The 12,736-nt window shown below is 63.6% G+C and carries 15 protein-coding genes and 1 tRNA gene; 7 read left to right on the forward strand and 9 right to left on the reverse strand.

Features of this window, described 5'->3' with window-relative positions:
• Window positions 1–109 precede the first annotated feature (109 nt).
• From HHL21_RS05270 to HHL21_RS05285, 4 genes are all read left to right on the forward strand, one after another.
• On the forward strand, window positions 110–397 hold the full coding sequence (locus HHL21_RS05270) for a type II toxin-antitoxin system Phd/YefM family antitoxin (protein ID WP_169464197.1): 288 nt from the start codon (window positions 110–112) through the stop codon (window positions 395–397).
• Window positions 360–665 (forward strand): Txe/YoeB family addiction module toxin, encoded by a 306-nt coding sequence (locus HHL21_RS05275; RefSeq protein WP_169464198.1) that lies wholly within the window; start codon window positions 360–362, stop codon window positions 663–665. The genes HHL21_RS05270 and HHL21_RS05275 overlap by 38 nt, the downstream gene beginning before the upstream one ends.
• A gap of 85 nt (window positions 666–750) precedes the next feature.
• Complete coding sequence (locus tag HHL21_RS05280) at window positions 751–2,760, forward strand: helicase-related protein (RefSeq protein WP_229496056.1); 2,010 nt, start codon at window positions 751–753, stop codon at window positions 2,758–2,760.
• Window positions 2,761–2,836: 76 nt separating this feature from the next.
• Window positions 2,837–3,259, forward strand: a complete 423-nt coding sequence (locus HHL21_RS05285) for a PaaI family thioesterase (protein ID WP_169464199.1) — start codon at window positions 2,837–2,839, stop codon at window positions 3,257–3,259.
• 12 nt (window positions 3,260–3,271) lie between these two features.
• Here the strand turns inward: HHL21_RS05285 and HHL21_RS05290 are convergent, their stop codons facing one another.
• The 5 genes from HHL21_RS05290 to HHL21_RS05310 are packed head-to-tail and all read right to left on the reverse strand — an operon-like array spanning window position 3,272 to window position 6,677.
• The gene (locus HHL21_RS05290; RefSeq protein WP_169464200.1) at window positions 3,272–3,787 is read right to left on the reverse strand and encodes a TlpA disulfide reductase family protein; all 516 of its coding nucleotides are present in this window, start codon (window positions 3,785–3,787) and stop codon (window positions 3,272–3,274) included.
• A 9-nt stretch (window positions 3,788–3,796) separates the two neighbouring features.
• Entirely contained in the window at window positions 3,797–4,435 is a 639-nt protein-coding gene (locus tag HHL21_RS05295; protein WP_169464201.1) for a BON domain-containing protein, read from the reverse strand.
• Window positions 4,428–5,024 (reverse strand): phosphoheptose isomerase, encoded by a 597-nt coding sequence (locus tag HHL21_RS05300; RefSeq protein WP_169464202.1) that lies wholly within the window; start codon window positions 5,022–5,024, stop codon window positions 4,428–4,430. The genes HHL21_RS05295 and HHL21_RS05300 overlap by 8 nt, the downstream gene beginning before the upstream one ends.
• 56 nt (window positions 5,025–5,080) lie before the next feature.
• Window positions 5,081–5,440 carry a YraN family protein gene (locus HHL21_RS05305; protein ID WP_169464203.1) on the reverse strand — a complete coding sequence of 120 codons (360 nt, stop codon included), beginning with the start codon at window positions 5,438–5,440 and terminating at the stop codon, window positions 5,081–5,083.
• Window position 5,441: 1 nt separating this feature from the next.
• A complete protein-coding gene (locus tag HHL21_RS05310; protein ID WP_169464204.1) occupies window positions 5,442–6,677 on the reverse strand; it encodes a penicillin-binding protein activator in 1,236 nt (411 codons plus the stop codon).
• Between the two features lie 11 nt (window positions 6,678–6,688).
• Between HHL21_RS05310 and rsmI the strand changes: the two genes are divergently transcribed.
• Window positions 6,689–7,600, forward strand: coding sequence for a 16S rRNA (cytidine(1402)-2'-O)-methyltransferase (rsmI, locus tag HHL21_RS05315; RefSeq protein ID WP_169464205.1), 912 nt, complete (start codon window positions 6,689–6,691; stop codon window positions 7,598–7,600).
• 140 nt (window positions 7,601–7,740) lie between these two features.
• On the opposite strand, the gene HHL21_RS05320 is transcribed toward rsmI, so the two are convergent.
• Window positions 7,741–8,358 (reverse strand): hypothetical protein, encoded by a 618-nt coding sequence (locus HHL21_RS05320; RefSeq protein WP_169464206.1) that lies wholly within the window; start codon window positions 8,356–8,358, stop codon window positions 7,741–7,743.
• 128 nt (window positions 8,359–8,486) lie between these two features.
• On the opposite strand from HHL21_RS05320, the gene HHL21_RS05325 reads away from it, so the two are divergent.
• Together HHL21_RS05325 and HHL21_RS22015 are read left to right on the forward strand one after the other, a co-directional pair.
• A tRNA-Pro gene (locus tag HHL21_RS05325) sits at window positions 8,487–8,563 on the forward strand.
• Between the two features lie 149 nt (window positions 8,564–8,712).
• Window positions 8,713–8,805: an MYXO-CTERM sorting domain-containing protein gene (locus HHL21_RS22015; RefSeq protein ID WP_308640221.1), complete on the forward strand. Its 93-nt coding sequence runs from the start codon at window positions 8,713–8,715 to the stop codon at window positions 8,803–8,805.
• On the opposite strand, the gene HHL21_RS05330 is transcribed toward HHL21_RS22015, so the two are convergent.
• From HHL21_RS05330 to HHL21_RS05340, 3 genes are read right to left on the reverse strand one after another with little or no spacing between them, the layout of a single operon-like run.
• Window positions 8,806–9,726, reverse strand: coding sequence for a hydroxymethylglutaryl-CoA lyase (locus HHL21_RS05330; RefSeq protein WP_169464207.1), 921 nt, complete (start codon window positions 9,724–9,726; stop codon window positions 8,806–8,808).
• A gap of 16 nt (window positions 9,727–9,742) precedes the next feature.
• Window positions 9,743–10,672: a 2-hydroxyacid dehydrogenase gene (locus tag HHL21_RS05335; RefSeq protein ID WP_169464208.1), complete on the reverse strand. Its 930-nt coding sequence runs from the start codon at window positions 10,670–10,672 to the stop codon at window positions 9,743–9,745.
• Window positions 10,673–10,677: 5 nt separating this feature from the next.
• Complete coding sequence (locus HHL21_RS05340; protein WP_169464209.1) at window positions 10,678–12,720, reverse strand: acetyl/propionyl/methylcrotonyl-CoA carboxylase subunit alpha; 2,043 nt, start codon at window positions 12,718–12,720, stop codon at window positions 10,678–10,680.
• Window positions 12,721–12,736: the final 16 nt, after the last annotated feature.

The following is a 12,736-nucleotide window of genomic DNA, read 5'->3' on the forward strand; positions in this document are numbered from 1 at the left end:
TCGTAACAGGTCCAGGACCGCATCGCGATCAACCACGAATGATCGAGTCAATGGTGGCTCACCACTTTGTCTTGCTGAATTTTGGCGAGACCGAAAGGTAACGATATTTATGAACATCCTAACTTTTAGCGAGGCGCGCGCTGGCTTGAAGAGTGTGATGGATAACGTTTGCACTGATCACACTCCAACGGTCATCACTCGCGTCAACGGTGAACACGTCGTGATGTTGTCGCTGTCAGATTTCAATAGTATCGAGGAAACAATGTATCTTCTCGGTTCAGGGAAAAATGCCAGTCGTTTGATGAAATCTGTTGCCCAAATTAAAGCTGGTAAGGCCCAATCACGGGGACTTGTACGCAATGAAGAACAAAAAGGCGGCAAACAAGCAACAAAGTAAGAGTGCAGTATTGTCGTGGTCCGACGAGGGATGGGAAGACTATCTCTACTGGCAAGCGACAGATTCAAAATATGTAGGCAAGATCAACGATTTGATCGATGAATGCCTAAATGACCCTTTCCGGGGCACTGGGAAGCCGGAGCCTCTCAAAGGGGAACTTACAGGATTTTGGTCAAGGCGGATCGATCGTGAACATCGGCTGGTTTACCTGCCCGACGATGGATGCATCTACGTCGCAGCTTGTCGTTTTCATTATGACGACAAATAGATCGTAATACCGACCAGCTTCATCGTCGCAAACGCTTGCCGGAGTTTTGTGGGCGCCTGAACCATGCCTCACCCGTGGAGTCACCATGAAACCAGCTTCTTCGCCTACCCTTTCCGACCATCTGGACGAAGGCGACGACGACTCGCTGGTGCGCGAACTCGGCCTCGAAGCGCGCGGCGCACAGCTGGTCAAGATGGAAGGCCGCGTCTTCATCCGCTTCGCCGGCGTGGTCGAAACCGCCGGCCTGACCGTCCCCTACCAACTGGTCCCAAGCCAGGGCGTGCTTGCCAAGCCAAGCAAATGGCGCAAGATGGACCGCGCCGCCCGCCGCGCGCTGCTTACCGAACGCGTCACCGGCGCAGCCGCGCACGCCCTCCACCGCAGCGCCGTCGACTTTGTCGAAGAAATCTTCGAAGCCGCCGATGATGTCGGCCTCGACGCCGTCACCTTCCTCAACGTACTGGACGAACTCGAGACCTCGGAGCCCGCCGACTACGTGTTCGAACGGATCCGCCAGCGCCTGACCCACGCCGTCGAACGTGAGCAGGAAGAGCGCCACGCCGCGCGCACCAAGGAAAGCATTAACCTCGCCGAGTATCCCGCGTCGTTCGAAGTGGCCAGCCGCATGCGCCGCCGCTTCATCGCCCTGCTCGGCCCGACCAACTCCGGCAAGACCCATATGGCGATGGAAGCGCTGGCAAAGGCCAAAAGCGGCGCCTACCTCGCTCCCCTGCGCCTGCTCGCACTGGAGAACTACGAGCGCCTGCTGAACGTGGAGCACGAGGGCGAGGATCTGAAGGTCAGCCTGATCACAGGCGAGGAGCGCCGCGTGGTCGAAGGCGCGACGCACGTGGCGAGCACGGTCGAAATGCTGGATGCCCGCACACCGGTCGAAGTGGCGGTCATCGACGAGATCCAGATGCTGGCCGATCGCGACCGCGGCGCCGCATGGACAGCGGCGGTGTGCGGCGCCCCGGCGAACGTGGTCTACCTGGTCGGCGCTCCGGAAGCGCGGCGCGCGATCGAGGCGCTGGCTGATCGCCTTGAATGCGAGCTTGAAGTGCACGTCCTCAAACGCAAGGCGCCACTGTCGATGGAGTCCGGCGCGGTGCGCAAGCTGCGCAACCTGCAGCGTGGCGACGCCGTCATCGCATTCTCGCGCCGTGAAGTGCTGAAGTGGCGCGACATGATCACCGAGATTGGCTTGTCGGTCGCCACGGTGTACGGCAACCTGTCGCCGGAAGTGCGGCGCGCGCAGGCCGAACGCTTCCGCAATGGCACGGCGGACGTTGTTGTCGGAACCGATGCGCTGGCGATGGGGCTGAACCTGCCGATCTCGCGCATCGTCATGACCACGACGGTCAAGTACAACGGCGTCGAGGAAGAAGAGATACCGGCTGCATTGGCGCGCCAAATCGCGGGCCGTGCGGGCCGTTACGGCGTGCATGAAGAAGGCTTCGTCGCCGGATATGACGACGAGACGCATGAGGTCATGCGCTCGCTGCTCAAGGAGAAAATTCCGCCGGTGAGCACCAGCGGCTTTTCGGTGGCGCCGTCGATTGAACACCTGCACCGCATTGCGTCGGTGACGGGCGAGACTTCGCTGGTCAAGCTGCTCAAGCGCTTCGTGCATAACATCGATGTGCCGGACGGGTTCTTTTACCCGCGCATCACGGAGGAGCAATCGGAGCGCGCGCTGTGGCTCGATACACTGACCCTGTCGCTGGCCGAGAAGTTCATGCTGTCGCTGGTGCCGATATCGACCAAGGTGCCGACCCTGCAAAGCGCGTGGGAGCACTGGTCGTATTCGCTGGCGAAGAAGAAGATATGCAAGCTGCAGCCGCATCCGAACGACCTGCTTTTCCAGAGTTTGCAGGAAGTGGAGGACACGTGCCGGATGTATTCGGCGTATGCGTGGGTTAGTTACCGGGTGCCGGAGTATTTCCCGAGTATCGAGCTGGCGCAGGAGTTGGCGCGGACGGCGTCGGAACGCGTCGATTCAATTTTGCACGCGCAGAACGCGGCGGCGCGCAAGAAGCAGAGTGGCGCTGTCAAGCAGGGTGGAAATAAACACGGCGGCGGCAAGCGGCGTTAAAACTGCGAAGGCGGCTGCCGGCATCGAGACGCGCAAAACCGTACAATGGTGCCGATATCTACTTCGGACTTCCATCATGACCGCATCAAAATTCAACCTCGATTTCGCTAACGAATTCGGCGCCAACCGCTTGCCCGGCTACATGGGCATCGAAATCACCCGCGTCGAAAACGCCGAAGTCGGCGCCCGTATCGACATCAAGCCGCACCACCTGGCGCCTAACGAATACCTGCACGCTGGCACCGTCGTGACCCTGGCCGACACGGCTGCCGGCTACGCCTGCATGGCCAACCTGCCTGAAGGCGCCAACAGCTTCACCACCATCGAACTGAAGTCGAACCACTTGGGAACCGTGCGCGAAGGCGCGATCGCTGCCCTGGCGAAAGCGATTCACCTCGGCAGGACAACGCAGGTTTGGGATGTGGTGGTGACGAATGAGGCGAACGGCAAGACGATCGCCTTGTTCCGTTGCACCCAGATGATTCTGTATCCGAAGTAAGCAGCCGGCCGCTTAGCCGGCCAGCTCTTTCTCCAGCAGCTTGTGGAGGTCGGCGAACTTCGGTTCGCCCACATAGCGCTTGATGATCTTGCCGTCCTTGTCGATCACGAACGTGGTCGGCGTCAGCGTGACGTCGCCAAACGACTTGGCGATGTCGCCGCCTGAGTCGAGCGCCACCGTGAACGGCAGCTTGCGCGTTTCGGTGAAATTGATCACGTAGTTGGCCGGATCGTACTGCATCGCGACCGCCACGAACTCCAGCCCCTGACCCTTGTACTTGTTGTACGTCTCGATCATCTGCGGCATTTCCTTGACGCAGGTGACGCAGGAGGTCGCCCAGAAATTGACCATCACGACCTTGCCGCGCAGGCTTTGGGTGCTGACCTTCTGGCCCTTGAGGTCGATGAAGGTGACATCCGGGGCCGGCGTGCTCTTCGTCATCGCGACATAGCCGCCGCCGACGAGCCCACCGACCAGCGCGCAGATGATGAGCGGTTTCTTCCAGCGGGGAGAGGTAGTCGTGGCCATTGCAGTACCTTAGGAGCCGGTTGCGTTCGTTACCGGCGGCAGCGCCTTCAGGTCGACGTCATTGATGTACTCGAATACCTTGACGACCTTTTGCACGCCCGACACGCCGCGCGCAATGTCGGTGCCGATCTGCGCTTCACGCGGGGTGACCATGCCCATCAGGTAGACATTGCCGCGCTCGGTAACAACCTTGAACGAATTGGCCGAAATGGTCTGCATGTCGACCAGGCTGGCCTTGACCTTGGTGGTGATCAGCGCGTCGTTCGAACGGGTGGTGTATTTCGACGGTGGCCCGACTTCCAGTTCGTTGACGAGGCCGATAACGCCGCTGATCGCGCGCACTTCGCGCTCGACCGTTGCCTTCATGCCTTCGTCGCGTACCTCGCCGGTCAGCAGCACTTTGCGGTTAAAGCTGGTGACGTTGACGTGGCCTTGTTCGCCAACGATGCTCCTGGCGCGCGATTCGCCCTTGAGCGCGATCGCCTTGTCTTCAGTCTGAGCGCCCAGGGTGCGGCGGTCGTTGGCGGAAACCGCACTCATCACGGCGCCGCCGGCAACCAGGCCGACGCAGCCACTCAGCGTGGTCAGCAGGGCAACGCAGGCAAGCGCTTTCGCCATCGGACGCATCAGGGAAACAGGCTTATTCATTGACATCTCCTCCAAACAGGGCAACGTCGATACCGTCGCAAATACAGTGAATCGTGAGCAGGTGGACTTCCTGGACGCGGCAGGTGCGGGAGTGCGCGACATTGATATGGACGTCGGCGTCGGTCAGCATTTTGCCGAGCGCGCCGCCGTCCTTGCCGGTCATGGCAACGACGCGCATTTCGCGTTCCAGCGCCGCTTCGACGGCAGCCAGCACGTTGGCCGAGTTGCCCGAGGTCGAAATGGCCAGCAGCACGTCGCCGGCCTGGCCGAAGGCCTGGACCTGCTTGGAGAAAATCTCCTTGTAACTGTAGTCGTTGCCGACCGCTGTCATGATCGAGGTGTCGGTGGTCAGCGCCATTGCCGGCAGCGGGAAGCGTTCGCGCTCGAAACGGCCGACCAGTTCGGCGGCGAAATGCTGGCAGTCGGCGGCCGAGCCGCCATTACCGCAAGCAAGAATCTTGTTCCCGTTCGACAATGCGCCGAACATCAGTTCGATGGCCTGCGAGATCGGTTGCGCGAGGGTGTTTGCCGATTGGAGCTTCAGGTCGGCGCTTTCCTGGAAGTGTGCGAGGATGCGTTGAGTATTCATAAGTGCCGATTATAGTGCAGCCGCCAAGCAAGCCGGGCAACTGCTGTTAAAAATGCTTACATCTCGATGGCGTTGGGCAACCATTCGAGGGCGTCGCCGTCGATCGTCACGACGTCGATCCGGCACTCCGGCATGCGGGGAAAGCGCGATAAATACAGCTGGGCGGCGCAGATGACCCGGCGCTTTTTGGCGGGGGTGATGCTGTCGGCGGCGGCGCCTTTCAGCTTGCCGCTGCGCTTGCGCACTTCGACAAACACCAGGGTGTCGCGCTCGCGCATGATGAGGTCGATTTCGCCGGCCTTGCAGTTGAAATTGGTTTCAACCAGTTCGAGGCCGCGCTGCTGCAGGTAAGTAAGCGCTTCCTGCTCGCCTATCCGGCCCTCCTGCTGCTTCGCGCTGAGCCGGAGGGGCCACATGTTAGTGGGCCAGGATGGGACGGGTGGTGCCGGCCTGGTACACGGCGGCGGGCACGGTACGGGTGAATTTCGCGTTGCCGGCACCGAAACTGGCCTTCAGCTTGCCGGTGACGCCGTCCAGTTCGAACGCCGTGCGGCCTTGCGCGATTTCACGGGTGACGCGGAAGGCGTCGATGCCGAGGGCATACAGGCGCTCCATGTCGAGCCCGAGCGCAGCACCGTTCCAGCGCGGATACGCCATCACGGTCGCGTTGTCGCGCTGGACCACCCACGGCAGGTCGAGCATGCGCATGCCGTCGAGTTCGGGCAGCGTATCCCCGGCCACGGCGCGCGGATTGACCGACGACGCGCCGTAGAACGGCACGTTGGCGCCGATCACGCCGCGCAGCTGGCGGGTCTGGAACGGGTCGAGCGCGGCAAAAATCAGGTTGGGCGCTTCGGTCTGGATCTTGCTGTTGACCTTACCGATGGACATTTCGATCTCGTAGCCGCTGCCGGACGCGATTTCCACCAGCTGGGATTCATGCCCCAGCCTGGCCCACTCCTCGCCGAAGGCGGTGGCGATGCGGCGCTGCCATGCGGACGTGCCGGACACGATCAGGGCGTTCGCGCCGGGCTGCTCGCGGCCGACCCAGGCCGCGGCCTGGCGCGCTTCGTCTTCGATCGACAGGCCGATCACCAGCATGTTGGCAGGCACCACGGTGCCGGCGTCCGGATGGTTCAGTGCAATCGTCGGCTTGCGCGCGGCCGGGCTGCCGGCCACGGCGCTCACCGCAGGACGGGACAGCGGGCCGACCACGATATCGTTGCTGTCCACGGCGCGCGCGTACGCGTCGAGCGCTTCCTGGGCGCCGTCGCCGGTTTCGATGACCTCAACCGTGAAGCCGGCGCCTTCGCGCGCATGCGCGGCCATGAAGCCGGCGCGCAGGATCTCGGCCGGTTGCGCCAAGGTCGCCGAGCGCAGCGGCAGCAGCAGTCCGACCCGCACCGGCTTACCGCTTGGCACGGCAGCTTCCGGGGCCGGGCCGTCCGGCGAATCGATCGGCATCGTCTGTACTTCCGCTTCCGGTTCGGCAGGCTGGACAGGTGGCGCGACCCGTGGCTGGGCCAGCGGCGCCCTTGTGTTTGCCTCGATTGGCGCGCACAATCGCCCCGACACGTCGCAAGGCGTACTGCAGGCGCCCAAGGTAGTAACGGCCAAGGCGGCCAGCACGCCTTTCAGACTTTTTATTAGCATTTCATCCCCAAATGACAGAACCACACGCAAGCAACATCGCACAACTTCCGGTTATTGCCGAAGCAGCACTACAGTCCTATCCTACCGCAACCCTGTATGTCGTGGCGACCCCGATCGGCAATGTCACCGACATTACCCTGCGCGCGCTGCACCTGCTGTCGATTGCCGATGTGGTCGCTTGTGAAGACACCCGCAACAGCTCAAAACTGATGAGCCGTTTCGGCTTGTCGGTGCCGATGATCGCCGCGCACCAGCACAATGAACGCGAGGTGGCGGACAAGCTGATCGCGCGCCTGCTCAAGGGCGAGCGGGTAGCGCTGATCTCCGACGCCGGCACGCCCGCCGTGTCCGACCCGGGCGCGCGGATTGTCGACGCCGTGCTGGCGGCCGGGCTGCGCGTGCTGCCCTTGCCGGGCGCATCGGCGGCGATCACGGCGCTGTCGGCCAGCGGCCTCGTCAACGACAGGTTCTCGTTTGTCGGTTTCCTTCCGGCCAAGAGCAAGCAGCGCGAGAACATGCTGCGCGGCCTGCTGACCGAAACGGCGACCATGGTGTTCTACGAAGCGCCGCACCGCATCCTCGACTGCGTCGGCGCGCTGGCCGAGATGTTCGAGCCCACGCGGCAGGTGGTATTTGCGCGCGAACTGACCAAACTGTTTGAAGAGATCCACCGCTGTCCGTTGTCGGAGGCGACCGCATGGGTGAAGGCGGACCCTAACCGCGAGCGCGGCGAATTCGTGGTGCTGCTCGAAGGCGCGGCGGAAAGCAGCGATGCGCAGGAAGTCGAAGCCGAGCGCGTGCTGAATATCTTGCTGGCCGAATGCACCGTCAAGCAGGCGGCAAGCCTGGCGGCGCAGATCACTGGCCTGAAGAAAAACGCGCTCTACGACCGCGCCCTGGAGATCAAGGGCCAGCAGGACTGACAGCCGCAATGGCACTGCCAAAGGCCCGTGCGGTCTAACTTATACGCGGGCGGCTCTCGGAGAGGCCCGGCAGCAGCGGCAATAATCGGGGGCCGCCTGTTGCAGGCACCTGCGGGGCCGCCTGCGTACCGTCGTCATCACTACCACTTGCACCCGCTATCCTTCTTATCCATCAACAGGATCAGCGGGGCCAACAGCCCGCCCGGTATACCATCCTTGCAATCGCGCCGCCTGGCGCCGGCGATGGCGCGCGCCAGCTTGGTTTCTGTCGCGTACGGTTTGGGCGGTGGCTTGTTCGGGTCCACGTCGTCCGCCATGTCGCGCGCGACGCGCAGCGCGGCATCGCGGTCGAAGCGTTTGCCGCCGGCCGGTTCCTGCGCGGGCTCTACCGAGAATACATCCGGCGGCTCGGCCGCGCCGGGAGACGGATCGGGTATCGCAATCAGCTGGCTCGATGCTGCGGGCTTGCGCTTTGCGCCCGTGCTGGCAGGCATGGGCTCTTTCGCGGCGGTAGTGGACCGCGTTGGCATTGGCTGCTCTTTCGGGGGCGGCGGCGGCGGCGGGCGCAGCCACACGGCGATGGTCCGGCTCACCGGTTCGTCGTCCGGCGCCGGTCCGGCAAGCAGGTGGTGTCGCCATGCGTACAGCAGCGCCGCGTGCAGGGCCAGCGAAACGCCGACGCCCACGGCAAGCCGAAACGGACGCCTGAACGCCGCACTGCCGGCTGCTGGATCAAACTGAGCTGTATTCGCGTTCACTGGCGTCCCATTCATCGCGCTGCCACATCGTGCCATGGATGCATTTCTAACAACAGCGTGCTTACAATTTCTTATATTTTCGATCCCCCTTGACGATAGCGGGTGCAGCCGTTATTATCTTGCCTCTTCGGAGTGTGGCGCAGTCCGGTAGCGCACCTGGTTTGGGACCAGGGGGTCCAAGGTTCGAATCCTTGTACTCCGACCAGTTTTCAGCAAACAGGCTGACGAGTTTATTCTCGTCGGCCTGTTTTGTTTTGTGTTCCAAGAGTTTGCCCTGCGCAAGTTCAAGCTGCCCAACGGGCGCTCTTGACCTAACGCTGGATTCGCAGCGTCAAAGGCAAGGGGCAATACTCGGTGTCCTGGGATGGGGTGCTGCCGGACGAGTCGGCCGCGTATGCGCTGGTGCTTGCCGGACTCGGCCTGGTCAGCCTGTTCCGCCGCCGCTAGTTATCCGGCGCGCTTTGCGACCAGCGCATTGCCCGCGCGGCTGGTGGCCTTGCGGCCGAGGTGCTGCGAAATGAACTGGCCGGCATCGACAACCTGGTCGATGTCGATGCCGGTCTCGATGCCAAGCCCGTTCATCAGGAACAGCACATCCTCGGTTGCGACGTTACCGGTGGCGCCCTTCGCGTAAGGGCAGCCGCCCAGGCCCGCGACCGACGAATGGAAGATCGACACGCCGACTTCAAGGCTGGCGTAGATATTCGCCAGCGCCTGGCCGTAGGTATCGTGGAAATGGCCGGAGATACGGTCGACGTGGAACTCCTGCGCCGCGACCTGCATCACCGCCTGCGTCTTGCGCGCGGTCGATACACCGATGGTGTCCGCGATATCGATTTCGTCGCAGCCCAGGTCGCGCATGCGCGCCACCACGTCCGCTACCGCATCGAGCGGTACCTCGCCCTGGTACGGGCAGCCAAACGCGCAGCTGATGCTGCCGCGCAGGCGCAGGCCGTTGTCCTTGGCTGCCCTGGCGACGCTTTCAAAGCGCGCGATCGACTCCGCAATCGAGCAGTTGATATTCTTTTGCGAGAAAGCCTCGGACGCCGAACCGAAGATCACCACCTCGTCGGCGCGGCTGGCCAGTGCGGCCTCGAAGCCCTGCATGTTCGGCGTCAGCGCCGAGTAGATGGTGCCTTCGCGGCGGGTGATGCTGGCCATCACCTCGGTGCTGGTGGCCATCTGCGGCACCCACTTCGGCGACACGAAGGACGCCGCCTCGATATTCAGGAAGCCCGCGCGCGACAGGCGGTCGACCAGCGCCACCTTGACGGCGGCGGGTACGGCTTCCTTCTCGTTCTGCAGCCCGTCGCGCGGGCCTACTTCGACGATCTTTACCTTCTTCGGCAGTTCTGGCTGGGTGCTCATGTTCGTCCTCGTTATCTCAATAACCACGGGTGCGGTCGACCACGTCGGCCACAGGCTCGCCGTTCTCCAGCGCGCGGATCTTGCCCACCATCTGGCGGATGCTCTCGGTGCGGATCGTCAGCGCCGAAATGTGCGGCGTGATCGTGATGCGCGGCTCGTCCCAGAACGGGTGCGGCGCCGGCAGCGGTTCGTTGCGGAACACATCCAGCGCAGCGCCGGCGATATGCCCCGATCTTACCAGTGCCAGCAAATCCGGTTCGGCCACGTGCGCGCCGCGCGCCACGTTGATCAGGTAGGCGCCTTGCGGCAGCTGCGACAGGCGGGCGCGGTCGAGCAGGTTGGCGGTATCGGGCGTCAGCGGCAGCATGCACACCAGTACCCGGGTACCGGACAGGAATTCATCCAGGCCATCGGCGCCGCTGAAGCACTGCACGCCGTCGACCTGCCTGGCCGTGCGGCTCCAGCCGCGCACCGGGAAACCGAACGGCAGCAGCGCCTCGATCGTGCGCATGCCCAGAGCGCCCATGCCCATCACGCCGACGGAAAAATCTTCCTTGCGATGCTGCGGAAGCTGCGCCCAGCTGCCTGCGCGTGCCTGCTTTTCATACTCGTCGAGACGGCGGAAGTAGCGCAGCACGTAATGCGACACATACTCCGCCATCTGGATCGCCATGCCGGCGTCGCCGAGGCGGATGATCGGCACGGGCGGCAGCGCGTCGCCGTATTTGAGGATGGCGTCGGCGCCCGCGCCGGTCAGGAAGATCGCCTTCACGTGCGCCAGATCGGCCAGCAAGCCATCCGGAGGCATCCACAACACCGCGTAATCGCACGGCGCGATGCTTGCGCCCTCCTGCCACACCACCACTTCTGCCTCGGGAAGAAGCTCGGCGAAGTCGCGCACCCATGGTTCGGTAACGCCATCGGCACGGTGCAGGAGGATACGCATGCTTGTTACGCCGCCTTGAACGCCAGCAGCGGCGCGCCGTCGGCGACCTGGTCGCCTACCTGGTACAGCACTTCCTCGACCAGGCCATCGGACGGTGCGGCGATGGTGTGCTCCATCTTCATCGCTTCCATGATGACGAGCGCGTCGCCCTTCTGCACTACCTGGCCGGCCTTTGCCATCACCGCCACGACCTTGCCTGGCATCGGCGCGGTCAGGCGTCCGCCTGGGGCTTCCGTTTCGCCGGCGTGCGCCATCGGATCGTTATAGGTCAGCGCAAAGTGGCGGCCGCCGGTGAACACATGGAACACATCGCCGTCGCGGCGTACGTTGCCGTGGATTGAGGTGGCGCCGAGCTTGATCGACACTTCCGAACCTGCGCGCGCGGTGACCGACAGGTCGGCATCGACGCCGCCGACTTCGAGGTGCCAGCCTCCCGGATGGTAGGTCAGGCCGACCGCGTACGTCTTGGTATCGGTGGCTGCGCTGTAGTCATCGGTGAGCGAGAGCTGGCGCTGGTAGGCGCTGTTCAGGCGCCAGCCGCGGGCGTTGCCCCAAGGGTCGTCCGGGTTGGCCGACGCCGCAGCCGATTTGTGGGTCTCTTCGCCGATCAGTGCGACCGCGGCCAGCGCCAGTGCGCCGACAGGAGCCGCTTTCGCTTTCGGGAACAGCGTGCCGCTGTTACGTTCGATCAGGCCGGTATCGAGGTCGGCGCTGGAAAACGCCGCGCCCTCCACCAGCCGCTTGAGGAACGCGATGTTGGTGGCGAGGCCGACGATCTGGAACTCGGCCAATGCCTGCGACATGCGGGCCAGCGCCTGCGTGCGGTCCGCGCCCCAGACGATCAGCTTGGCGATCATCGGGTCGTAGAACGGTGAAATCGCGTCGCCTTCGCGCACGCCGGAATCGATACGAACTGCAGCCGGCGCGCCGCCAGGCGTTCCGCCCAGTTCGAACGACACGGCGCCCGGCGTATCCATGTGGCGCAGTGTGCCGATCGAAGGCAGGAAGCCCTTCTCAGGGTTCTCCGCATAGATGCGCGCTTCGATCGAGTGGCCGTTGATCGCCAGCTCGTCCTGCGTCTTCGGCAGCTTCTGGCCGGCTGCTACGCGCAGCTGCCATTCCACCAGGTCGGTCCCGGTGATCATTTCGGTGACAGGGTGCTCCACCTGCAGGCGGGTGTTCATCTCCATGAAGTAGAACGAGCCGTCCTGGTTGGCGATGAATTCCACCGTGCCGGCGCCGACGTAGCCGACGGCCTTCGCTGCCGCCACCGCGGCCTCGCCCATCTCATTGCGGCGCTTGGCCGACATGCCTGGCGCAGGCGCTTCTTCCAGCACCTTCTGGTGGCGCCGCTGCACCGAGCAGTCGCGCTCGTGCAGGTAGACGCAGTTGCCGTGCGTATCGGCGAACACCTGGATCTCGATGTGGCGCGGGCGGGTCAGGTATTTTTCAGCCAGTACCTTGTCGTCGCCGAAGGAGCTGATCGCCTCGCGCTTGCACGACTCCAGCGCCGCCTTGAAGTCTTCCGAACGTTCGATCACGCGCATGCCCTTGCCGCCGCCGCCCGCACTGGCCTTGAGCAGCACCGGGTAGCCGATGCGGTCGCCCTGTTCCTGCAAAAATTCCGGATCCTGGCGCTCGCCGTGATAACCCGGCACCAGCGGCACGTTGGCCGTCTCCATCAGCGACTTGGCCGCCGACTTCGAACCCATCGCGCGCATCGCCGAGCCCGGAGGGCCGATGAACACCAGGCCTGCTTCGGCGCAGGCGTCCGCGAAGTCGGCGTTCTCCGACAGGAAGCCATAGCCCGGGTGGATCGCCTGTGCGCCGGTCGCCATCGCCACCGCGATGATGCGCTCGCCCACCAGGTAGCTTTCCTTGGCTGCCGCAGGCCCGATCAGTACTGCCTCATCGCATACCGCCACGTGCTTCGAGTCGGCGTCCGCTTCCGAATACACGGCGACGGTCTTGATGCCCATGCGGCGCGCGGTGGCGGCAACCCGGCAAGCGATTTCGCCGCGGTTGGCGATGAGGATTTTTGTGAACATGCGTAGTATCCGATCG

The organism is Massilia polaris (assembly GCF_012927275.1).
Lineage (GTDB): Bacteria > Pseudomonadota > Gammaproteobacteria > Burkholderiales > Burkholderiaceae_D > Telluria_A > Telluria_A polaris.

Excerpts from the sequence above, each read along its gene's own strand:
- HHL21_RS05270 (WP_169464197.1), top strand. The coding sequence starts at position 110 with ATGAACATCCTAACTTTTAGCGAGGCGCGCGCTGGCTTGAAGAGTGTG.
- HHL21_RS05275 (WP_169464198.1), top strand. The coding sequence starts at position 360 with ATGAAGAACAAAAAGGCGGCAAACAAGCAACAAAGTAAGAGTGCAGTA.
- HHL21_RS05280 (WP_229496056.1), top strand. The coding sequence starts at position 751 with ATGAAACCAGCTTCTTCGCCTACCCTTTCCGACCATCTGGACGAAGGC.
- HHL21_RS05285 (WP_169464199.1), top strand. The coding sequence starts at position 2,837 with ATGACCGCATCAAAATTCAACCTCGATTTCGCTAACGAATTCGGCGCC.
- HHL21_RS05290 (WP_169464200.1), bottom strand. The coding sequence starts at position 3,787 with ATGGCCACGACTACCTCTCCCCGCTGGAAGAAACCGCTCATCATCTGC.
- HHL21_RS05295 (WP_169464201.1), bottom strand. The coding sequence starts at position 4,435 with ATGAATAAGCCTGTTTCCCTGATGCGTCCGATGGCGAAAGCGCTTGCC.
- HHL21_RS05300 (WP_169464202.1), bottom strand. The coding sequence starts at position 5,024 with ATGAATACTCAACGCATCCTCGCACACTTCCAGGAAAGCGCCGACCTG.
- HHL21_RS05305 (WP_169464203.1), bottom strand. The coding sequence starts at position 5,440 with ATGTGGCCCCTCCGGCTCAGCGCGAAGCAGCAGGAGGGCCGGATAGGC.
- HHL21_RS05310 (WP_169464204.1), bottom strand. The coding sequence starts at position 6,677 with ATGCTAATAAAAAGTCTGAAAGGCGTGCTGGCCGCCTTGGCCGTTACT.
- rsmI (WP_169464205.1), top strand. The coding sequence starts at position 6,689 with ATGACAGAACCACACGCAAGCAACATCGCACAACTTCCGGTTATTGCC.
- HHL21_RS05330 (WP_169464207.1), bottom strand. The coding sequence starts at position 9,726 with ATGAGCACCCAGCCAGAACTGCCGAAGAAGGTAAAGATCGTCGAAGTA.
- HHL21_RS05335 (WP_169464208.1), bottom strand. The coding sequence starts at position 10,672 with ATGCGTATCCTCCTGCACCGTGCCGATGGCGTTACCGAACCATGGGTG.
- HHL21_RS05340 (WP_169464209.1), bottom strand. The coding sequence starts at position 12,720 with ATGTTCACAAAAATCCTCATCGCCAACCGCGGCGAAATCGCTTGCCGG.